The 21205-nt window shown below is 68.5% G+C and carries 21 protein-coding genes; 13 read left to right on the forward strand and 8 right to left on the reverse strand.

Annotated elements, in window-relative coordinates; all coding sequences use genetic code 11:
* The first annotated feature begins 123 nt into the window (after positions 1 to 123).
* Positions 124 to 1029 carry an AraC family transcriptional regulator gene (locus ACIA58_RS24550; RefSeq protein ID WP_396406083.1) on the forward strand — a complete coding sequence of 302 codons (906 nt, stop codon included), beginning with the start codon at positions 124 to 126 and terminating at the stop codon, positions 1027 to 1029.
* On the opposite strand, the gene ACIA58_RS24555 is transcribed toward ACIA58_RS24550, so the two are convergent.
* Positions 995 to 1699 (reverse strand): TetR/AcrR family transcriptional regulator, encoded by a 705-nt coding sequence (locus tag ACIA58_RS24555; protein WP_396406084.1) that lies wholly within the window; start codon positions 1697 to 1699, stop codon positions 995 to 997. The two genes, ACIA58_RS24550 and ACIA58_RS24555, sit on opposite strands and share 35 nt — an antisense overlap.
* Positions 1700 to 1794: 95 nt before the next feature.
* Between ACIA58_RS24555 and ACIA58_RS24560 the strand changes: the two genes are divergently transcribed.
* Complete coding sequence (locus ACIA58_RS24560; protein WP_396406085.1) at positions 1795 to 2985, forward strand: FAD-dependent monooxygenase; 1191 nt, start codon at positions 1795 to 1797, stop codon at positions 2983 to 2985.
* On the opposite strand, the gene ACIA58_RS24565 is transcribed toward ACIA58_RS24560, so the two are convergent.
* Complete coding sequence (locus ACIA58_RS24565; RefSeq protein ID WP_396406086.1) at positions 2953 to 3411, reverse strand: PGPGW domain-containing protein; 459 nt, start codon at positions 3409 to 3411, stop codon at positions 2953 to 2955. The genes ACIA58_RS24560 and ACIA58_RS24565 overlap by 33 nt on opposite strands.
* Before the next feature lie 20 nt (positions 3412 to 3431).
* Positions 3432 to 5498 carry a peptidoglycan DD-metalloendopeptidase family protein gene (locus ACIA58_RS24570; RefSeq protein ID WP_396406087.1) on the reverse strand — a complete coding sequence of 689 codons (2067 nt, stop codon included), beginning with the start codon at positions 5496 to 5498 and terminating at the stop codon, positions 3432 to 3434.
* Between the two features lie 155 nt (positions 5499 to 5653).
* Here ACIA58_RS24570 and lpdA point away from each other — a divergent pair, with 155 nt between their 5' ends.
* Positions 5654 to 7051, forward strand: coding sequence for a dihydrolipoyl dehydrogenase (gene lpdA / locus ACIA58_RS24575; RefSeq protein WP_396406088.1), 1398 nt, complete (start codon positions 5654 to 5656; stop codon positions 7049 to 7051).
* A gap of 31 nt (positions 7052 to 7082) precedes the next feature.
* Here the strand turns inward: lpdA and ACIA58_RS24580 are convergent, their stop codons facing one another.
* The 4 genes from ACIA58_RS24580 to ACIA58_RS24595 all read right to left on the reverse strand — a co-directional run bounded on the left by ACIA58_RS24580 (position 7083) and on the right by ACIA58_RS24595 (position 9438).
* Positions 7083 to 7424 (reverse strand): cupin domain-containing protein, encoded by a 342-nt coding sequence (locus tag ACIA58_RS24580; RefSeq protein ID WP_396406089.1) that lies wholly within the window; start codon positions 7422 to 7424, stop codon positions 7083 to 7085.
* Positions 7425 to 7485: 61 nt separating this feature from the next.
* A complete protein-coding gene (gene tsaA, locus ACIA58_RS24585; protein WP_396406090.1) occupies positions 7486 to 7917 on the reverse strand; it encodes a tRNA (N6-threonylcarbamoyladenosine(37)-N6)-methyltransferase TrmO in 432 nt (143 codons plus the stop codon).
* Entirely contained in the window at positions 7914 to 8663 is a 750-nt protein-coding gene (locus ACIA58_RS24590; protein WP_396406091.1) for a metallophosphoesterase, read from the reverse strand. The genes tsaA and ACIA58_RS24590 overlap by 4 nt, the downstream gene beginning before the upstream one ends.
* A 16-nt stretch (positions 8664 to 8679) precedes the next feature.
* Positions 8680 to 9438, reverse strand: coding sequence for a metallophosphoesterase (locus ACIA58_RS24595; RefSeq protein WP_396406092.1), 759 nt, complete (start codon positions 9436 to 9438; stop codon positions 8680 to 8682).
* Positions 9439 to 9634: 196 nt separating this feature from the next.
* On the opposite strand from ACIA58_RS24595, the gene ACIA58_RS24600 reads away from it, so the two are divergent.
* The 4 genes from ACIA58_RS24600 to ACIA58_RS24615 are packed head-to-tail and all read left to right on the forward strand — an operon-like array spanning position 9635 to position 13612.
* Complete coding sequence (locus ACIA58_RS24600) at positions 9635 to 10993, forward strand: dihydrolipoyl dehydrogenase family protein (RefSeq protein WP_396406093.1); 1359 nt, start codon at positions 9635 to 9637, stop codon at positions 10991 to 10993.
* A gap of 45 nt (positions 10994 to 11038) precedes the next feature.
* Positions 11039 to 12058, forward strand: a complete 1020-nt coding sequence (locus tag ACIA58_RS24605) for an energy-coupling factor ABC transporter permease (RefSeq protein WP_396406094.1) — start codon at positions 11039 to 11041, stop codon at positions 12056 to 12058.
* Entirely contained in the window at positions 12055 to 12813 is a 759-nt protein-coding gene (cbiQ, locus tag ACIA58_RS24610; RefSeq protein ID WP_396406095.1) for a cobalt ECF transporter T component CbiQ, read from the forward strand. The genes ACIA58_RS24605 and cbiQ overlap by 4 nt, the downstream gene beginning before the upstream one ends.
* Positions 12814 to 12841: 28 nt before the next feature.
* Positions 12842 to 13612 carry an energy-coupling factor ABC transporter ATP-binding protein gene (locus tag ACIA58_RS24615; RefSeq protein WP_396406096.1) on the forward strand — a complete coding sequence of 257 codons (771 nt, stop codon included), beginning with the start codon at positions 12842 to 12844 and terminating at the stop codon, positions 13610 to 13612.
* Between the two features lie 66 nt (positions 13613 to 13678).
* On the opposite strand, the gene ACIA58_RS24620 is transcribed toward ACIA58_RS24615, so the two are convergent.
* Complete coding sequence (locus tag ACIA58_RS24620) at positions 13679 to 14350, reverse strand: GntR family transcriptional regulator (protein WP_396406097.1); 672 nt, start codon at positions 14348 to 14350, stop codon at positions 13679 to 13681.
* 143 nt (positions 14351 to 14493) lie between these two features.
* On the opposite strand from ACIA58_RS24620, the gene ACIA58_RS24625 reads away from it, so the two are divergent.
* From ACIA58_RS24625 to ACIA58_RS24650, 6 genes are read left to right on the forward strand one after another with little or no spacing between them, the layout of a single operon-like run.
* On the forward strand, positions 14494 to 15582 hold the full coding sequence (locus ACIA58_RS24625) for an Ldh family oxidoreductase (RefSeq protein ID WP_396406098.1): 1089 nt from the start codon (positions 14494 to 14496) through the stop codon (positions 15580 to 15582).
* A gap of 33 nt (positions 15583 to 15615) precedes the next feature.
* Positions 15616 to 16845 carry an iron-containing alcohol dehydrogenase gene (locus ACIA58_RS24630; protein WP_396406099.1) on the forward strand — a complete coding sequence of 410 codons (1230 nt, stop codon included), beginning with the start codon at positions 15616 to 15618 and terminating at the stop codon, positions 16843 to 16845.
* 26 nt (positions 16846 to 16871) lie between these two features.
* Positions 16872 to 18302, forward strand: coding sequence for an NAD-dependent succinate-semialdehyde dehydrogenase (locus ACIA58_RS24635; RefSeq protein WP_396406100.1), 1431 nt, complete (start codon positions 16872 to 16874; stop codon positions 18300 to 18302).
* Positions 18303 to 18305: 3 nt separating this feature from the next.
* A complete protein-coding gene (locus ACIA58_RS24640; RefSeq protein ID WP_396406101.1) occupies positions 18306 to 19259 on the forward strand; it encodes a carbohydrate ABC transporter permease in 954 nt (317 codons plus the stop codon).
* Positions 19249 to 20103: a carbohydrate ABC transporter permease gene (locus ACIA58_RS24645; RefSeq protein WP_396406102.1), complete on the forward strand. Its 855-nt coding sequence runs from the start codon at positions 19249 to 19251 to the stop codon at positions 20101 to 20103. Before ACIA58_RS24640 ends, ACIA58_RS24645 begins: the two co-directional genes overlap by 11 nt.
* Before the next feature lie 2 nt (positions 20104 to 20105).
* Positions 20106 to 21188 (forward strand): mandelate racemase/muconate lactonizing enzyme family protein, encoded by a 1083-nt coding sequence (locus ACIA58_RS24650; RefSeq protein WP_396406103.1) that lies wholly within the window; start codon positions 20106 to 20108, stop codon positions 21186 to 21188.
* The last annotated feature ends 17 nt before the right edge of the window (positions 21189 to 21205 follow it).

Consider the following 21205-nt stretch of genomic DNA (forward strand, 5'->3'; position numbering starts at 1 on the left):
GCGGCTGCGGCCTTCCGGGGACGTTTCGCCTGTTCCCCGATCCTGCGGCCGGCAGTCGCCGGCGAGTAGCCCGAAGTGCACTCGGTCTAGCACGATCTGCACCTCGGCTCGTATCGTGACCTCGTGTCAGAACGGGCCGAGGAGCCGGTGAGGACCCGCGGGACGGTGCTGCACTTCGTCGAAGGGACGGTTGTGCACGCCGGTCCGCACCTGCACGAGAAGTCCCATCCGCTGCACACGCACAGCTTCTTCGAGCTGGTTCTCGTCACGGGCGGTGAAGGCGTCCACCACAGCCTCGCCGGGCGGCAGAAACTCCAGGCGGGCGATGCGATCCTGCTGCGTCCGGGCGTCTGGCACGAGTACGTCGACTGCGATGCCCTCGAGGTCTACAACTGCTGTTTCTCGGCCGATCTGGTCCGGCGCGAACTCGCATGGGCGCGCGAAGATCCCTTACTGGGTTACCTGTTGTGGACCGGGCCGTTCTCGGCGCAGCGACGCGGAATGCTCGCCACGCACCTCGATCCGGACACGGTGAAAGAAGCTGTCGGGCATCTCGACGGATTGCGGCAACTGCGGGACCAGCCGCTCAGCCGGCACCGCGGCGAGGTCATCGGCTGGCTGTCGCTGTACCTGAGCTGCGTCGCGCGGACCGTGGCCGACCACGACGATCGCGGCGACCACACCCATCCCGCCGTACTCGACGCGATGCGGTTGATGGAGGCCGACCCGGCGCGGCACTGGACGTTGACCGACCTCGCCGGCGAGCTGCATCTCGCGCCGGGCTACCTGGTCCGGTTGTTCAAATCGGTGACCGGGCTGCCGCCGATGGCGTACCTGTCCCGGCATCGCGTCGAACTCGCGGCCGACCGGTTGCTGCACACCGACCTGCCGATCAGCCGGATCGGCGAGTCGGTCGGCTGGCCGGACCAGAACTACTTCGCCCGCCGATTCAAGTCGGCCTACGGCCTGTCCGCGTCGGTCTATCGGCAACGTTTCAATGCTGTGAAGTCGACATTTTCCTACCGCTGATCAGGAGCTCGAGTCCGTCCAGGATCCGGTGCAGACCGAACTCGAGCCCCTGGTTCTCGCTGCCGGCCGTCGTCCGCATCGCGGCGGTGAGGTGTGGGAAGCGGTCGGCCTCGGTGGTGAGGATCCGGGTCAGCGACTCCTGCATGTCGTCCTCGGTGAGGCCGGTGGTGAGGCCGGGGAAGGTCGTGGACTGCTGGGCGAGGTTCCGGACGTGACTGGTGATGACCAGGATCGAGTCCAGTTGCTCGCCGCCGGTCAGGCCGGTCCCGGTCAGCGCCGCGACGCCGCGCTCCATCCAGGCGAGCTCGTTCGGTCCGAGCAGGCGTCGGCCGACGGTCGACAGGAGCAGCCACGGATGCCGGGTGAAGCCGTCGAACAGGTCGTTGGCCCAGGTGTGCAGCGCCTCGCGCCACGGTAGGCCGGAGCGGTCCGGCGGGGCGCCCATCGCCAGGTCGCTCATGACCGCGACCAGCTCGGTCTTGCCGGGCACGTACCGGTAGAGGGCCATCTTCGTCACCGGGAGCTCGCCGGCGATGCGCTGCATCGAGACGGCGTCGAGGCCCTCCGCGTCGGCGATCCGGATGCCCGCCTCGGCGATCCCGGCCAGCGTCACGGCCGGCTTCGGACCGCGGCTCGGCAGCGACGGCTTGCTCCAGAGGAGATCAGACATCCTTCGATCCTTCTCGAAGTGAATTGATTTGAACTGTGTCTACCATACACTCTACTGTGTCCGGCGGACACAATAACTTCTGGAGGAGGAAGACGATGAAGGTTCTGGTATCGGGTGCGAGCGTCGCGGGACCGTCGGTGGCGCTCTGGCTGGGGCATGCTGGGCACGACGTGACGGTGGTCGAGATCGCCCCGGCGCTGCGGCAGGGCGGGTACGCCGTGGACTTCCGCGGCGAGGTGTTCACGAAGGTTCTGGACCGGATGGGCGTGCTGTCCGACCTGCGGTCGTTGCAGACCGGCGGCAGCGGCATGCGGTTCGTCGACGCGTCGGGCCGCCAGTTGATGCGGCTCCCACCGGAGTTCTCCGGCGGCGAGCTGGAGGTACTGCGAGCAGACCTGTCACGGGTGCTGTACGAGCACAGTCGGGCGCAGGCGACGTACCGCTTCGGGGACACGATCGCGAAGCTGGACGAGCACGCGGACGGTGTGGATGTGGAGTTCGAGAGCGGGGCGAAGGACACCTACGACCTGGTCATCGGCGCCGACGGCATGCACTCCGTCGTACGGCGGCTGGCCTGGCCGAAGGAGCGCGTCGTCGAGCGCCACCTGAACTACTACGTGGGCGGCTGGGAGGTCCCGAACACGCTCGGGATCAGCGGCGACGATTCGCTGATGTACAACGTGCCGGGGAAGCTGGCGAGCGTCGGCGCGGATCGTCGCGACCCGGCTCTGGCGCAGACGCTGTTCGTGTTCAAATCGCCGGAGATGACCTACAACCGGCGCGATCTCGACCAGCAGAAGGCCATCCTGCGCGAACACTTCACCGGTCTGGGCTGGCACGTGCCGGAGCTGCTGAAAGGGTTGCCCGCGGCAACGGAGTTGTACTTCGACTCGATCAGCCGGGTGAGCGTGGACCGCTGGTCCACCGACCGGATCGTGCTGCTCGGCGACGCTGGGTACGGCGCGACGTTCGGCGCGCTCGGGACCGGTACCGCGGTGGTCGGCGCCTATGTGCTGGCGGGGGAACTGGCGCAGGCCGGCGACGACTTCCGGACCGCGTTCGACCGGTACGAGGCGCGGCTGCGCAAGTCGGTGTCGACGACCCAGGACGGTAGCCGCGCGGGGTCGTTCATGGCGCCGGCCACCCGGTTCGGGCTCACTGCGCGGAACCGGATCCTGGACATCCCGTTCTTCAAGAACCAGATGATCAAGATGGCGCAGAAGATGAGCGAACTGATCGAGCTGCCGGACTACTCAGGGCAGGAGCGGAAGCTTGTCCAGGAATGACTCCCACGAGTCGGGCAGCCAGCCGGGGACGCCCAGCGCGGCCATGTAGAGCCAGATCGCGACGAGTACGCACAGGAACAGCGCGAGGGTCCCGAGCGCCTTCAGCCAGGCGGGCTGCTTGCCGGTCCAGGCGGTGAGTGCCTTCACCCAGTCCTTGACCCGGTACAGCAACCGCTGGGCCCACTCGAACTCGCTGGCCAGCACGGCGAGGCCGGCGATGAACAGTGGGATCCCGCCGGGGCCGGGAAGCCAGCCGGTGAGTGGCGCGGCGATGAGCAGCAGACCACCGAGGACGCCGACGCCGATCCGGTAGAAGAGCAACTTGCGTGGATTCTGGCGAATCCGCCGCCGCCACTCCCACCGGTCGTCCGCAGCATCCAACGTGACGTTGTCGTCCGTGCGGTCGGGACTCCCATGCTCGGCCACGACGCCAGCCTACCGGGCGGCTAGGAACTGGCCGGGTTGCCGAACTCCCAGTGCCACGGCTCTTCACGGTTGCCGCCCTGGTCGGCCCAGGCCGGGTGGAGCCAGCCGTACGTCGGGGCGTGCGACTTCATCCACTGGTACTGGGTGGTGTTGTACTTGTCGATGCCGCCGCAGAGGTCCACGGCCACGCCCCAGCCGTGGTTGGAGGTGCCGGGGAGAGCGGCCAGTGACGGCTTGCGCGCGTACAGATCGACCTGGGAGGCGTACGAGCGGTAGGAGTCGGTGATGCACAGGGACTTGCCGAACTGGGCGCGGTAGGCGCCGGCCAGCTGCAGGTACGCCGCGGCGGCGTCGCAGCGGAGCATGTGGCCGCCGCCGATCCCGCACAGCTTGCTGGCCGGGATCATGCCGTTGCTGTATCCGCCCCAGCCGGTGCTGGCAGAACCGGTCGCCAGGAACGGCATCGGGTTGACCGGATCACCACCGAGACGGACCTCGAAGTGCAGGTGGGGACCGGTCGTATTCCCCTCGCTGCCGACGGCACCGATCTGCTGTCCTGCCGTGACCTGTTGCCCGGTGGTCACGTCGATCCGGCTCAAGTGCGCGTACAGCGTCTCGAGCCCGTTGCCGTGGTCGATGCGCACCAGGTTGCCGGCCCAGGCGGGGTGCTCGACTGACACAACACCAGATGTCACCGCGCGCACCGGCGTACCGATCGCGGCGGGGAAGTCCTGCCCGGTGTGGATCCCGGTGGACCACATCGCCCCGGACTGACCGAACGGCGTACCGATCTCGTAGGTCCCGTCCGGCAGCGGCCACGTCCAGGCGCCGGAGCCGACGTTGTACGACGTGGCGGTGTTGCCGCAGCGGAACGCGTACGCGTCGGACGACCCGGTCGGGGCGACCTGCGGCTTGGTCGGCGCGCCGAGGGTCGGGCGGAGTGCGGCGTACAGGTTGTCGGGAACCGTGGTGACCACGACAGAGCCCTTTGCCTCGTCGGCGGCGATCATCTCGCCGTTGTCGAGCGCGACGCCGATGTGGACGAGGCCCAGCGACTTGCTGCCCATCACGAGCAGGTCGCCCGGCTGCATCTGGGCGGTCGGGACGGCCTGGTAGTCCGGGTAGACCTTGCCGACCAGGTTCGGGAGGGTGGTGTACGGCTGCCACGCGACCCGGGCCGCGCCGAGGCAGCCGTACTTGTCCGGTCCGGTCGCTGCCACGCCGTACGGCTTGCCGAGCAGACTGAAGGCCTGGTTGACCGCACGGATCGTCTCGGCCGACATCACCCGCACGGTCCGGCCCGCGACGGCCACGGACGCGACGCCGGGGATGGGCGCTCCCCGGCGGGTCAGCGGCGCCAGTCCGGCCGGGAGCTTGGCCGGGTTCTTCAGTACGGCAGCTGCCGGGGGAGTGATCTTCGCGGTCGTCAGCTCGGTCAGGTACGTCTGCCAGCGGGTGAGCGCCTGCTGGTTGCGGGCCAGCTGGAGCTGCTTGGACAGCGCGGACGCGATGTCGAGGTCAGAGGCCTGGTCCGCCATCGCCGCCGAGGCGTCGGCGGCCTTCTGCTGCACCTGCTTGCTGAGGTCCTGCGCCTTGGCGGCCGCTTCGTTCGCGGCTGCTCGCTTGGTGGTCGCTTCCCCTTTGAGCCGGTTCGACTCGGACTCGGCTTCCATCGCCGTGCGGTACTGCGAGACCTGGGTGCTGCCGAGCTGCGTGATGGCGGTCTGCCGGTCGGCGATCTCCTGGAGGTTCTCCGCGACCGGGGCGAGCGACCAGAGCATCGACTCGGTGCCCATCACGGTCGGGATGCCCAACTGGTACGCCTGCGCGGTCAGGAGGCCGAGCTGGTGGCGCTCCTCGTCGGCCTTGCCCTTGGAGACCGCCGCGGTGGCTTCTGCCTTCTTCGCGGCGGCCTCGGCGGTCTGGGCGTCCTTGAGCGCCTTCGTGTAGGCGATGGTCGCCTTGGCGAAGTCGGCTTGGACGGCGGCGGCCTCGGCCTGCAGCTGCTCCAGGGACCGGTTGACATCGGTCACGGACGCAGGCGGCGGGGGTGTGGGGTCATCGGCGTACGCCGGCAGTGCGACCACTGCCAGTAGTGTGCCGAAAGCCGCGAATCGCAGCCCGCGACGTCTCCCCAGATCCATCGGTCCCCCATGCTGAATGTTCCCCGTGCAGCCTCACGCGCCCTCCTAGACTACCCGGGACACGGACCGTGCTGGGGTGACCTATTAAAGTTCACTACATGGCCTCGCACTTTGACGTTGTTGTCCTCGGCGCCGGTCCAGGTGGGTACGTCGCGGCGATCCGCGCAGCCCAGCTCGGCCTCAAGACCGCCATCATCGAGAAGAAGTACTGGGGCGGTGTCTGCCTGAACGTGGGCTGTATCCCGTCCAAGGCGCTGCTGCGGAACGCCGAGCTGTCGCACATCTTCCGGACGGAGGCGAAGACCTTCGGCATCAGCGGCGAGGTGACCTTCGACTTCCCGACGGCCGTACAGCGCAGCCGCAAGGTCGCGGACGGCCGGGTCAAGGGCGTCCACTTCCTGATGAAGAAGAACAACATCACCGAGTTCGACGGCTGGGGCTCGTTCACCGACGCCAACACCCTGGACGTGACGCTGAACGACGGTTCGTCGGAGACGGTCACGTTCGACAACTGCATCCTGGCCACCGGCGCGACCACCAAGCTGCTGCCGGGCACCCAGCTGAGCGAGCGCGTGGTGACGTACGAGGAGCAGATCCTCACCGAGGAGCTGCCCGGCTCGATCGTGATCGCCGGCGCCGGCGCGATCGGTGTCGAGTTCGCCTACGTCCTGGCGAACTACGGCGTGAAGGTCACCATCGTCGAGTTCCTCGACCGGGTCGTCCCGCTGGAGGACATCGAGGTCTCCAAGGAGCTCGCCAAGGCGTACAAGAAGCTCGGCGTCGACGTACTGACCGGCACCCGGGTCGACTCGATCGACGACTCCGGCGATTCGGTCAAGGTGACCGTGACCGGCAAGGACGGCGCGCAGAAGACGATCGAGGCCGACAAGGTCATGCAGGCGATCGGGTTCCAGCCGCGGGTCGACGGCTACGGCCTGGACAAGATCGGCGTACAGCTGACCGAGCGCGGCGCGATCGGCATCGACGGCTTCTGCCGGACCAATGTGCCGAACATCTTCGCCATCGGCGACGTGACCGCGAAGCTGATGCTCGCGCACGCGGCCGAGGCGATGGGCGTGATCGCGGCCGAGACCATCGCCGGGCACGAGACGATGGAGCTCGACTACAAGATGATCCCGCGGGCGACGTTCTGCCAGCCGCAGATCGCCAGCTTCGGGTGGACTGAGGAAGAGGCCCGGCTGGAGGGCTTCGACGTCAAGGTCGCCAAGTTCCCGTTCACCGCGAACGGCAAGGCCCACGGCCTCGGCGACCCGACCGGTTTCGTGAAGGTCATCAGCGACGCGAAGTACGGCGAACTGCTCGGCGCCCACCTGATCGGCCCCGAGGTCACCGAGCTTCTGCCCGAGCTCACGCTGGCCCAGAAGTGGGACCTCACCACCAAGGAACTGGCCCGCAACGTCCACGCCCACCCGACCCTCAGCGAAGCCCTCCAAGAAGCCTTCCACGGCCTCGAAGGCCACATGATCAACTTCTGATCGCGCTGTTCCGATCGGACTGACCCGACGTCTATCCGCTGACGATGTCGACAGAGATCTCCACCGCCGGCACCGTCCCCTTGTTCTCCAGCCAGTGGAGCGTCTCCCGGTCCTCCGGCCAGCCCACCCCAGGCCCGTAGTCGGTCGAGATCCCGTCCCGATGGTCGGTGATCGTCCCCTCCAGCACGTACACGGTCCCCGGCCTCCCCACATGATCGTGAACCGGCCCGAACACCCCTCCCGGCGCGATCGTCACCATCCGCATCCGAAGCCGCCGCCCTTCCATCCCGGGAAGCTCCGGCCCGAGCTCAACCGCGGCCAGATCCTCCACCGAGACGCCCCGGCTCTCCGGCGCCACCTCTTCACCACTCATCCTGCTGTCCTTCCCCTAGGACTGTCCCCGCTGAGGTGATTGTGCACCCGACCCCGCGGGTTCAGCGGTCGGAGACGTCTCCTAGGACTGGTTTGACGTCGACGATGGGGGTGCCGTGGAGGGCTTCCAGGTTGTTTACGTGGAGGCGGAGGTTGTCGACGGCTAGGACGGTTACTCGGTGGAGGCCGAGGGGGTTGGGGCGGTCGGGGGAGCGGGTGCTGAAGACACCTGTTGGTGGGCGGGTCGGGTCGCTGCGCGGGTGGACCTTCTGTACGGCGCGGTCGGCGCGGTCGAACCAGCTGATCAGGATGACCTCGTCGCCGACCTTCACGTCGGCGAGGGCCTCCCGGACCGACTTGTCGAACACGACCCAAGCGTCCGGAGCACCCTCGTCGCCCTGACGAGGAGCGTCGGCGAGCTCGCGCAGGCTGGACTCGACCCGAGCGATCGGCTGCATCACGAAGGCCTCGGTTGACTGCTCGTCGGTGGTCAACGCGGGTACCTGTAGATCGTTTGGAAGGGCTCGCCCGCGGTGTGCACGTGGAAGGCCAGCCCGGGGTGGGCGGTGGGGTCGACCACGGCGGCCGTGTCGGTGGAGGGTTCGAACGGGAGGGGCACAGTCGAGCGGATGCCAGGTGCGCCGCGGACGGTGTGGCCGGCGAACGACGTCACGATCGCGTTGTGGACGTGGCCGGTGAGGATCGCCGTGATGGATTTTCCGGTCAGTACTTCGGCCAGCGCGTCCTGCTCTGCCAGCATCCACTGGTCCATCACCGGGTGATGCAGCGCAAGCGGTGGATGGTGCAGCGCGACGAAGACCGGTCCGTCGAACGGCTCCCGCAGTACGCCGTCCAGCCAGACCAGAGAGTCCTTCGACAGCAGACCATGACCCGCACCCGGGACCGTGCTGTCGACCAGCACGAAGCGGGCGATCCCGACCTCCCGCACCTGGTGGATCGGGTGACCGTCACCGGGCGAGTCGACAAGAGCAGCGAGCTCAGCCCGCAGCGGCGCGCTCACATCGTGATTGCCCGGCAGCACCAGCACCGGTACGTCGAGGGCCAGCTCGCCGGCGAGTTCGCCGTACTCCGCCTCGAGCCCGTGATCGGCGAGATCCCCGCTCACCAGCACGACGTCCACCGACGACGCCCGGACGTACGACGTGATCCGCCGAAGCCGTGATCGCGCCTCCTCGGAGCCGTCGAGATGCGGGTCACTGAGGTGCGCGATCACGTACATGTCAGCACAGTAGTGGTCAGGCGGGGTGCCGGAAGAGGGTCTGGAGCGGGACGCCCGCGTTGTAGATGTGCAGTGCCAGGCCGGGGAGCGCCGTGGTGTTGTCGACGAGACCGCCGCCCGGGGCAGGGGGCTCGAAGGGGAGCGGCGGCGTCGAGCGGACTCCCGGCGCGACCAGGAACGGCAGCCCGGCGAAGGTGGTCGCGAGGCCGTTGTGCACGTGCCCGGCGAGCAGAGCAGTGATCGGCTTGCCCCGAAGCACGGCCTCGAGCTCCGGCCCGGAGCGAAGCAGCCACTGGTCGAGGACGGGATGGTTCAGCGGGAACGGCGGGTGATGGAAGGCCACGAACAGCGGACCGTCGACCGGTTCAGCCAGTACGCCGTCGAGCCAGGCGAGCGACTCCGCCGACAGCAGGCCGTGGTCCTCACCCGGCACCGACGTGTCGAGCAGCACGAACCGCGCCTCGCCGACGTCGTGCAGCTGATGCACGGGATGCCCCTCGCCCGCCGAGTCGACGAACGACGCCAGCCCGGCCCGCAGCGGCGCGCTCACATCGTGGTTGCCCGGCAACACGAGCACCGGCACGTCCAGCTTCAGCTCGGCGGCGAGCTCGGCGTACTCGGACTCCAGCCCGTGATCAGCGAGGTCACCGCTGACCAGCACGACGTCGACCGGCCGTCGGAACTCGCGCAGGTACGACGTGAGCTTCTGCAGCCGAGACCGCGCCTGTTCGGAGCCGTCGAGATGGGGGTCACTGAGGTGCGCGATTACGTACATGGCTGAAATTATCTGCCGAATCGTCGCGGCCCGCTGGCATTATCCACAAAACCCCTCGGGCAGATCGCTGCACGGAAACCAGGTCGCCCCGATCGAGCCCGGGACGCTGGTCGGCGGTGGTGAACGCGCTCTTACCGTCCGATGACGCGCCGGGGCGGGACTTGGCCGGGTCCGGTCGCTCTGGAAGATTGGCGCCATGGCTGAACAGGTTGACGTCGTTGTGGTGGGGCTAGGGGTCGGCGGGGAGGAGACAGCCGGGCGGTTGGCGCAGGCCGGCCTCCGCGTGGTCGGGATCGAGTCCCGGCTGGTCGGCGGCGAGTGCCCGTACTACGGGTGTATCCCGAGCAAGATGATGATCCGGGCCGCGAACCTGATCGCCGAGACCAGGCGGGTCGAGGGCATGGCCGGTACGTCGACCGTGCAGCCGGACTGGGCACCGGTCGCCAGGCGCATCCGCGAGGAGGCGACCGACACCTGGAACGACAAGGTCGCGGTCGACCGCTTGGAGAACAAGGGCGCCACCGTGATCAAGGACCGCGCGACGATCACCGGGCCGGGGACGGTCCGGGCCGGCGACCGCGAGTTCGAGGCCACCCGCGGCATCGTGATCGCCACCGGCACGATCCCGTCCGTCCCGCCGATCGACGGGCTCGCGGGTACGCCGTACTGGACGAACCGGGAGGCGATCGAGGTCGAGGTGCTGCCCGCGTCGCTGCTCGTCCTCGGCGGCGGTGCGATCGGGATGGAGCTCGCCCAGGTGTTCGCCCGCTTCGGGGTGCGGGTGACCGTGGTCGAGGGCGCCCCCGAGGTGTTGTCCATGGAGGAGCCCGAGTCCGGGGTGCTGGCCCGGGAGGCGCTGGAGCGCGACGGCGTGACGTTCAAGCTCGGCGCGCACGCGAAGCAGGTCGGGTACGCCGGAGACACGTTCACCGTCACCCTCGAGAACGGGTCCTCGGTCAGCGGCGAGAAGTTGCTGGTGGCAGCGGGTCGCCGGATCGCGACGGCGGACCTCGGCCTGGACAAGGTCGGCCTGGACCCGAAAGCACGCTGGATCGAGGTCGACGAGCACGTCCGGGCCGGCGACAAGGTGTGGGCGATCGGCGATCTCACCGGCGTCGGCGTGTTCACGCACAACGCGATGTACCAGGCCGACATCGCGGTCCGCGACATCCTGCGGGAGCCGGACGCGCCGACCGCGAGCTACCACGCGATGCCGCGGGTGACGTTCACCGACCCGGAGATCGGCGGGGTCGGGATGACCGAGCAGCAGGCCCGGGAGGCGGGGCTGAACGTGCGGACCGGGTCGACCCCGATCCCGGCGTCGACGCGCGGCTGGATCCACAAGGCCGGCCACGAGGGCTTCATCAAGGTCGTGATGGACGCCGACCGCGGGGTGCTGGTCGGTGCGACCAGCGCGGGCCCGACCGGTGGCGAGGTGCTGAGCGCGCTGGCGGTCGCGGTGCACGCCGCTGTACCCGTTCACTCGCTGCGGCAGATGATCCTCGCGTACCCGACGTTCCATCGGGCGATCGGTGAAGCGCTGAAAGAGCTGTGAGACGGCTTGTTGCGAATCAGTCGCAACTAGATCAAGAATGTGCGTGTGCATGTTCCTGATGGGTTCTTCGACGCGCCGACCTCCGTCGCCACCGGCCTGATCGCGGCCGGGGCGATCGGCTTCAGCCTGCAGCGGGCGAATCGCGAGCTCCGTGAGACCGGGCCGGCGCTGGCCGGTCTGACCGCGGCGTTCGTGTTCGCGGTGCAGATGGTGAACTTCCCGGTCGGGGCCGGGACCAGCGGTCACCTGCTCGGTGGTGCGCTCGCCGCTGCGCTGGTCGGCCCGTGGACCGCCGTACTGGTGATGTCCACGGTGCTCCTCGTCCAGGGGCTGCTGTTCGCCGACGGCGGTCTGACGGCGCTGGGGACGAACATCACGTTGATGGGGCTGATCACGGTCGTCGTCGGCTACTTCCTGACCCGGGCGCTGCTCAAGGTGATGCCGCGCCGGGTGGGCAGCGTCGTACCGGCGGCGACAGTCGGTGCGCTCGTCTCGGTGCCAGTGGCGGCGCTTGCGTTCACCGGGCTGTACGCGATCGGCGGCGCGGTCGACATCCCGCTGGGCAAGCTCGCGACCGCGATGGTCGGCTGGCACATCCTGGTCGGGATCGGCGAGGCGGTCATCACCGCGGCCGTGCTGAGCGCGGTCGTCGCGACCCGGCCGGACCTCGTGTACGCCGCTCGCCACCTGCAGCAGGACCTGGTCCTGGTCGATGCCGATGGCAACACGTCGACGGTGTCCCCGGACAAGCCGATCGCCGCGAAGCCGGCCGGGCGGTCGCTCGGGATCGGCGTCGCGGTCACGCTCGTGGTGGCCGGCGGACTGAGCCTGTTCGCGAGCGCGCATCCCGACGGTCTGGAGTTCGTCGGCGCCAAGCTCGGGTTCGACGGAGCGGCGAAGGACTCGGCCGCCGCGGGCAGTCCGCTCGCCGACTACGGCGTGCACGGGATCGGCAATGCGCAGGTGTCGGGCGCGCTCGCGGGCATCATCGGCGTACTGGTGACGATCGTGGTCGGCCTCGCGATCGCGAAGCTCGCCTCGCTGCGCGCCAACAAAGCGTCGTGAGCGGCGACGGCCTCCTCGTCGCGGTGGCCAGTCCGGTCCACCGGATCCCGGCGCAGGTGAAGCTCGTCGCACTGTTCGTCTTCGTCCTCGCCGTGGTGTCGACACCCGCCGCCGTCTTCTGGGCGTTCGGCGTGTACGCCGCGATGCTGGTCGCGAGTGTTGTCGTCGCCAAGTTGCCGGCGACCGTGGTGTCGCGGCGGCTCGCGGTGGAGACGCCGTTCATCGTGTTCGCGTTGCTGTTGCCGTTCGTGGCGACCGGTCCGCAGGTGCCCGTGTTCGGGCTGCAGCTGTCGCAGTCGGGTGTGCTCGGAGCGTGGAACGTGCTGGCGAAGGGGACGCTCGGCGTGATCGCCGCGATCTTGTTGTCGGCGACGACCGCGCCGCGCGAGCTGCTGGCCGGGTTGGAGCGGCTGCGGTTGCCGGCGACGCTCGTGGCGATCCTGTCGTTCATGGTCCGGTACCTCAGCGTAGTCTCGGATGATCTGCACCGGATGCGGGTCGCACGGGAGTCCCGTGGGTACACGGGCGGCCGCGTGGGCCATCTGAAGGCGGTTGCCGGGGGAGTGGGGGCTCTGTTCGTGCGGAGCTTCGAGCGCGGCGAGAGGGTGCATCTGGCGATGCGGTCGCGTGGGTACACGGGCCGGATGCCGCTGCTCAGCGTGCAAGGTGCGTCGCGCGGTCAGTGGATGCAGGGAATCGCGATCTCGGTGGTCGCGGTGGTTGTCGCGGTCGCGGCCAGGATGGTGAGCTCGTGAGTACTCAAGCGACGAGGGTGGTCGGGCTGTGACCGGTCCTGCGATTCAGGTCGAGCGGTTGGTGTTCGCCTACCCCGATGGGCGGCAGGCGCTGTTCGGTGTCGACTTCACGGTCGAGCGCGGTGAGCGCGTCGCACTGCTCGGGCCGAACGGCGCCGGCAAGACCACACTCGTCCTGCATCTGAACGGCATCCTCGGCTCGGTGGCCGGCGGTACCGGGAGCGGTCGCATCCAGATCGGTGGCACCGGCCTGCACCGCGAGCATCTCGGCGAGATCCGCCGGAAGGTCGGCCTGGTCTTCCAGGATCCCGACGACCAGCTCTTCATGCCGACCGTCCGCGACGACGTCGCCTTTGGTCCGGCCAACCTCGGCCTGCGCGGTTCCGAGTTGGACGACCGGGTCCACGAGGCGCTGGTCCAGGTCGGGATGCAGGACCACGCGGATCTTGCCCCGCATCACCTGTCCTTCGGCCAGCGCCGCCGCGTCGCCGTCGCCACGGTCCTGGCGATGCGCCCCGAGGTGCTGGTCCTCGACGAACCGTCGAGCAACCTCGACCCGGCCGCCCGCCGCGAGCTCGCCGACATCCTGGCCGGCCTGGACGTCACGCTGCTGATGATCACGCACGACCTCCCGTACGCCCTCCAGCTCTGTGAGCGCAGCCTGCTGATGGACAGCGGCCGCATCGTCGCCGACGGCAAGACCCGCGATCTCCTCAGCGACGCCGACCTCATGCGCGCCCACCGGCTCGAGCTGCCCTACGGCTTCGACCCGCTCTCGGTCCCCGGCCCCGAACGCTGATGGGGTGTGAACACCTCCTGGGGACTGGGCATAGGAAATAGCCTGTGCAGAGTCCCGAAGAGGTGTTCACACCTCCGCGACGTCGTCGGTTGCCAGCAGCCCGGGGGTCGTTGTTTCGAAGGCTGAGCGGAGGCGGGTGCGGGAGGCCGTCAGGTGAGCGTGCATGGCTCGGTCGGCTGACTGGGTATCGCGCTGGCGGATCGCCGTGACGATCAGGTCGTGCTCGTCGAGGGCATCCTCGGTGACTCTGGAGTCGCGGAGGAGGCGGAAGAGCTGTAGGTGGCAGTGCAGCTTCACGAAGATCTCGCCGAAGTAGCTGTTGCCGGTCGCCGCGATCACGGCCTCGTGGAAGTCCGCGTCGGCCCGGGCGAACGCGCCGTACGACATCGTGCCGGCCTGGTAGCGGCCGCGCATCTCCGCCGCGATCCTGGCGAGCTGCTCGACCTCGTCGCCACGGTGCCGGCCGGCCGCGAGCCCTGAGCAGTACGGCTCGATCAGGAACCGCGCCTCGAAGAGGTCCTCGAACCGCTGCGGCGTCAGCTTCGGCGTCGCGGAATATCCGATCAGATGTGTTTTGGTGACCAGGTCCTCCGCCTCGAGCCGGTTCAGCGACTCGCGGACCGGGGTCTGGGAGACCCCGAGCCGGCGGCTGAGCTCGTCGACGCGGATCCGTTCACCCGGCTGGATCTGGCCATCCAGCAGGAACTCCTGCAACCGCTCGTAGACGACGTCACTCATCCGAGGCCGTCCGGAACGCTCCGTGGTGCGCTGGCTCATCAGTTGTCCATCCGTCGGCAGAAAGTGTGAATTCGTATTCACAGGCCATTGCGAATCGTATCCGATCTGATCTAGCCTCCCAAGAAGTCGAGCGATGAATACGAATGCAGCGACTCCACCCTGGGATGGTCGACGTGCACACAGATCTGCTCACGGCCCAAGCACTGGCCGAACGACTCCTCATCACCGCCGGAGTGCCGACCGAGTCGGCGGCCCAGCAGGCCGAACTCCTCGTGGTCGCGGAGGCGAAGGGGATGCCGTCGCACGGTCTCCTGCGCCTGCCGAGACTGCTGCGGCGGTTGGCGAACGGCACCGCGAGCCCGACCAGCACCGGCTGCCACACCTGGATGAGCCCGTGCTACCTGTCCGTCGACGGCCGGCAAGGGCTCGGCCCGGTGGTCGCCGTCCGCGCGCTGGAGGCGATCGTCCCGGCAGCCGAGCAGTACGGCGTCGCGGTCTGCTCGATCACGAACAACAACCACCTCGGCATGCTCGGGTACTACGCCGGCCGGATGGCCGACCGCGGGCTGGTCTGCCTCGGCATCACGACCAGCGAGGCGCTCGTGCACCCATGGGGCGGCACCGAGGCGATGCTCGGGACCAACCCGCTGGCGCTCGCGGTCCCCGCGCAGCCACCGCTCGTGCTGGACATGGCCACCTCGCAGATCTCGATGGGCAAGGTGCACGACCACGCGCTGCGCGGCGTACCGCTGGAGCCGGACTGGGCTTTGGATGCCGACGGCAACCAGACGGTCGACCCGGTCGCGGCCAAGGACGGATCGATCGCGCCGTTCGGGGGAGCGAAGGGGTACGGCCTGGGCCTCGGGCTGGGCGCGATGGTCACCTTCCTCACCGGCGCCGCCTACGGCACCGCGGTCGGCGGCACCCTCGACGACGACCACCTCAGCAACAAGGGCGACCTGTTCATCCTGCTCAGCGGCGGCCGTCGTTCCGCGACCGAGTACCTCGACGAGGTCCGGCGCAGTCGCCCGGCCGACCCGGCCAAGCCGGTCGCGGTGCCCGGCGACGGCGCCCGCACCCGGTACCGCGAATCGGTTGCCCACGGCATCGAGATCGCCGACGACCTGTGGCGTGAGCTGACCAGGCTCGACACCTCCCTGGACCCCAGCCGGGACACCTGCCAGGACACCTGCCAGGACGCAGCCCGGCGCGAAGCCGTTCTGGCCGACTGAACTCCCCCCACGACCGGACAAGGACCCACCACTATGACGATCACCGCCCCTGCCTTCGGCGTGCAACGGGCACCGCGCACGGTTGTCTTCGGCGCCGGCCAGCGCGCGCTGCTCGGTCGCCACGCGGCGGAGTACGGCAGCGCCGCTCTTGTCTGCACCGACCAGCGCCTGGCCGCCTCGCCCGAGTTCGCCGAGCTGGTGACCGGCCTCGAGGACCACGGCCTGCGGGTGCACGTCTGGCGCGACACCGCTCCCGAGTTGCCGATGTCCGACATCGACGCCTGCTTCGACTCGATCGAGTACGCCGGCATCGACGTCGTCATCGGGATCGGCGGTGGCAGCTGCCTCGACCTGGCCAAGGCTGTCTCGCTGATGCTCAGCCACGGCGGCCCGATCGATCAGTACTACGGGGAGAACGCCGTACCCGGTCCGGTCCTGCCGATCATCGCCGTACCGACGACCGGCGGCACCGGGTCCGAGGTGACGCCGGTCTGCGTCCTGAGCGACAGCCGCCGCGAGCTCAAGGCCGGCATCTCCTCGCCGTACCTGATCCCGTCGGTCGCGATCTGCGATCCCGAGCTGACGTACTCGTGTCCGCCCAGCCTCACCGCCAGCGCGGGAGCCGACGCCGTCTCGCACCTGGTGGAGTCGTTCACCGCCGTCCAGCGTCCGTCGGCGGCGGTCGGCGAGGGCCGCGTCTTCATCGGCAAGAACGTCATCAGCGACTCCTACGCCCGCTGGGGCCTCGGTCTCCTCGCCACCGCGCTGCCGATCGCCTTCGAGCACCCGGACGATCAGGAGGCGCGATCCGCGGTCATGCTCGCGGCGAACGCGGGCGGCTACGCGCTCGGTGTCGCCGGCACCGCGGCCGCCCACGCACTGCAGTACCCGCTCGGAGCACTGACCCACACGCCCCACGGCGTCGGCGTCGGCGTACTCCTTCCGTACGTCATGCGCTACAACGCCCCGGCCCGGGTCGAGGAGTTCGCCGAGATCGCCAAGATCTTCGGCGTACCCAAGGCAGGCAACACCCAGCAGCGAGCCCTGGCCGGTATCGAGGCCGTCGACGCGCTGCTGGACCGCATCGGCATCCCGCCGACGCTGAAGGAGCTCGGCCTCACCGATGACCAGCTCGAGTACGTCGCCGAGCTGGGCCTGCAATCGGGCCGCCTGATCGACAACAACCCCCGCCCGCTGGATGCCGACGCGCTGCTCGAGATCACCCGTGCCGCGTACGCCGGCGACCGAACCGACCCGTTCTGACCAGTTCTGATACCCGGAGCCACCAGATGACTTCTCCGCACGATCTGTTCATCGACGGACAGTGGCGCCCGGCCGCCGACGGCCGGCGCTTCCCTGTCCACGACCCCGCCGACGGGTCCGAGCTGGCCCAGTTCGCCGCGGCCACCGAGGCAGACTGCCTCGCGGCTGTCGACGCGGCGGCCGACGCTCTGGCCGGGTGGTCGGCAACCCCGCCCAGGCAACGCTCCGAGCTGCTGCGCGCGACCTTCGAAGTACTGACCGAGGAACGCGAGCAGCTCGCCGCGCTCATCACCGCCGAGAACGGCAAGGCGTACGCCGACGCCGTCGGGGAGGCGGCGTACGCGACCGAGTTCTTCCGCTGGTTCGCCGAGGAGGCGGTCCGGATCGGCGGCGACTTCCGGCTCTCCCCGTCGGGCGACAAGACCATCGTCGTACGCCGCGACCCGATCGGCGTATCCATCCTCGTCACGCCGTGGAACTTCCCCGCGGCGATGGCCACCCGCAAGATCGCACCCGCCCTCGCGGCCGGCTGCTCGGTAGTACTGAAGCCGGCCAGCCAGACGCCACTCACCGCCGCGTACGTCGTCGACGTGCTGCGACGCGTCGGCGTACCGGCCGGTGTCGTCAACCTGGTGACGCCCGTCCCGGCGGGCCCCGCGGTCAGCGCGATGCTGCACCATCCCGCCGTACGCAAGCTGTCCTTCACCGGCTCGACCGAGGTCGGACGGGTGTTGCTGCACGAGGCCGCCGACCAGGTCGTCAGCTCGTCGATGGAGCTGGGCGGCAACGCGCCTTTCGTGGTCCTGCCCGGCGCGGATGTGGACGCCGCGGTCGAGGGCGCGATGGTCGCGAAGATGCGCAACGGCGGCTCGGCCTGTACGGCGGCCAACCGGTTCTACGTCCACGACTCGCTGGTGGACGAGTTCAGCACCCGCATCACCGCGGCGATGAAGGCCGTCACGATGGGACCGGGCGCCGACCGGTCGAACGAGCTCGGTGCCCTGGTGTCACCCGAGGAACGCGACAAGGTGGCCGCGCTGGTGGACCGGGCCGTTACCGAAGGCGCCAACCTGACACTGGGCGGCGAGGCCGCCCGGGGCGGCGGCGCGTTCTACCCGCCGACGGTGCTCACCGATGTGAAGCACGGCAGCGAGATCAACCAGACCGAGATCTTCGGCCCGGTCACCGCGATCGTCGGTTTCAGCGACGTCGACGAAGCCGTCGAGATGGCCAACGACACGATCTACGGACTGATCTCCTACGTGTACGGCGACCCGGCGCAGGCGCTCGCGGTCGCGCAACGGATCGACTCCGGGATGGTCGCGGTCAACCGGGGCGTGCTGAGCGATCCGGCCGCGCCGTTCGGCGGGACCAAGCAGTCCGGTCTCGGCCGGGAAGGCAGCTCCGAAGGCATCCTCGAATTCCTCGAGGAGAAGTACATCGGGATCGAGGTGTGACCGATGGCGAACGCCGTACTGCCCACCATGCCACCGCCGACGGCCGAGGGGCCGCCGCCGGCCCGCAGGCGCACCAAGACGAAGCTGAAGCGGCAGAACCTGGCCGGCTGGCTGTTCGTCGGCCCGGTGATCTTCGGTGTGCTGTTCTTCCAGCTCATGCCGGTCGCGGCATCTCTGGTCGTGTCGCTGACCAACTGGTCCGGGCTGAACGCACCGAAGTTCCTCGGCCTCGACAACTACAAGGAACTGTTCACCGCGGACGACACGTTCTGGCCGTCGCTGAAGAACACGGTGATCTTCACCCTGGTCGTCGTCGTGCTGACCATCTTCATCGGGCTCGGACTGGCCGTCCTGTGCAACCAGAAGATCAAGGGCATCGGAATCTTCCGGACGCTGTACTACTCGCCCGCGGTCACCAACGTCGTCGCGATCGGCTTCGTCTGGTTCTGGCTGTACAACCCGGACAGCGGCCTGTTCAACTCCACGCTGAAGACGATCGGCATCCACGGCCCGGCCTGGCTGTCAGACACCAAGACGGCGCTGATCGCGGTGATGATCGTCGCGCTCTGGCAGGGCGTCGGCTATCCGATGGTGATTCTGCTGGCGGGCTTGCAGAGCATCGACCAGTCGCTGATCGAAGCGGCGACAGTGGACGGAGCCTCCGCCTGGAGGCGCTTCTGGTCGGTCGTCTTCCCGCTGCTGACGCCGAGCCTGTTCTTCCTCACCATCACGCAGTTCATCACCTCGTTCCAGGTGTTCGGGATCATCTACGTGATGACGTCCGGCGGGCCGAACAACGCCACCTCGGTGTTCATCTTCCAGATCTACGAGGCCGCCTTCGGGCACGGCCGGCTGGGCTATGCCTCCGCGATGGGCTGGGTGCTGTTCGTCATCGTCGGTGTGGTCACCGCGATCCAGTGGCGGATGGAGAAACGGTGGGTGCACTATGACAACTGAGGCCGTCAGAGTCTTCAACCGGCCGCCGAGGCACATCCCGCGCCGGGTCGTGCTGATCGTCGTACTGCTGTTCTTCGCGGTGGTGTTCGCGATGCCGCTGCTCTGGATGATCAGCGCATCGCTCAAACCGGAGAACGAAGTACTGCAGTCGCCGCCGTCGTTCATCCCGTCCACCTTCCAGTGGGGCAACTACTCGCAAGCCGGTCACGGCCTGTTGCCGTTCTTCCTGAACAGCTGCAAGCTGGCCGCGCTGAACGTCGGCTTCCTGCTGCTGTTCGCGTCGCTGGCCGGCTACGGGTTCGCCCGGCTGAACTTCGCCTTCAAGAACCTCGCCTTCGCGCTGTTGTTGTCGACGGCAATGATCCCGGGCATCGTCTACCTGGTTCCGCAGTACATGCTGTTCCGGCAGATGGGGTGGATCGACACCCACTACCCGCTCTGGGTCCCGAACGTGCTGACCCCGGTGTTCGGGACGTTCCTGCTCCGGCAGGCGTTCCGCGGGGTGCCGATGGAGCTGGAGGAGGCGGCGAAGCTCGACGGCGCGTCGATCTTCGGCACGTTCTGGCGGATCATGCTCCCGCAGGTGAAGCCGGCCCTGGCCGCGGTCGGCGCGCTGACCTTCATGAGTTCGTGGAACGACCTCTTCGGTCCGCTGATCTTCCTCAACTCGACGCGGTTGCAGACCATGCCGATCGCGCTCGCGCTCTTCAAGGGTGAGTACTTCACCCAGACGAACCTGATGATGGCCGCCGCGACGCTGACGATCCTCCCGCCGCTGCTGCTGTTCCTGCTGGCCCAGAAGTACTTCGTCCAGGGCATCACCATGTCCGGCCTGAAAGGATAGTTATGCGGATCACCAAGATCGAGTCGATCATCCTGCTCGACAAGCTGCACATCGTGAAGGTGCACACCGACGAGGGCCTGGTCGGTGTCGGCGAGGTCAGCCCGATGAACGCCCACGTCTCGCACAGTGTCGTGGAGCAGGCGCTGGCGCCGCTGCTGGTCGGCGAGGAGGCGACCGACATCGAGCGGCTGTGGCGCCGGCTCTACACCAAGCCCTACAAGCTCGGCCCCGGCGGCGCGCAGCTGAACGCGATCGCGGGTATCGACATCGCGCTGTGGGACCTGCTCGGCAAGGCGGCCGGGCTGCCGACGTACCAGCTCCTCGGCGGCAAGTACCGGCAGAGCGCGAAGGTCTACGCCAGCTCGATGTCGCGCAGCATGACACCGGACCAGGAGGCCGAGCGCGCGCAGTCCTTCCAGGAGAAGGGCTTCCACGGCTACAAGATCCACTCGTCGACGCCGTGGATGCACGACGACGGCTTCGACCAGACCATCGCCACCGTGACCGCGGTGCGCAAGCTCGTCGGGGACGACTTCCCGATCCTGGTCGACGTCAACAACGCGTACTACGAACACACCGCGATCAAGCTGGCCCACGCGCTGGAGGACCTCGGCGTGTGGCACTTCGAGGAACCGCTCGCCGCCCACGACTACGCGGCGTACGGACGGCTGGCCGACGCGGTCGACATCCCGATCGCGGCGGGCGAGCAGGAGTACACCACCTGGCAGTTCCGGGACCTGATCCTGGACGGCAAGGTCGACATCCTGCAGCCCGACGTCATCAAGTGCGGCGGCATCACCGAGTTCAAGAAGATCGCGGTGCTCGCCGACACCTTCACCAAGCCGATCACCGTGCACAACACGCAGCAGACGATCGGCACCTCGGCACACGCGCACCTGTGGGTCAGTACGCCGTCCTGCGTCTACCCGCAGGAGTACAACATCGAGCACAACCCGATCCTCGACGACGTACCGATCTGGAAGAACCCGCTCGTCCCGGTGAACGGCGAGATCACGCCGTGGGACCTGCCCGGTCTGGGCATCGAGCTGGACGACGACGCGGTCGCCAAACTGCGGACCAATTAACTTCAGAGAACAGGAAC

The sequence above is a fragment of the Kribbella sp. NPDC051586 genome (assembly GCF_044453965.1).
Classification (GTDB): Bacteria; Actinomycetota; Actinomycetes; order Propionibacteriales; family Kribbellaceae; genus Kribbella.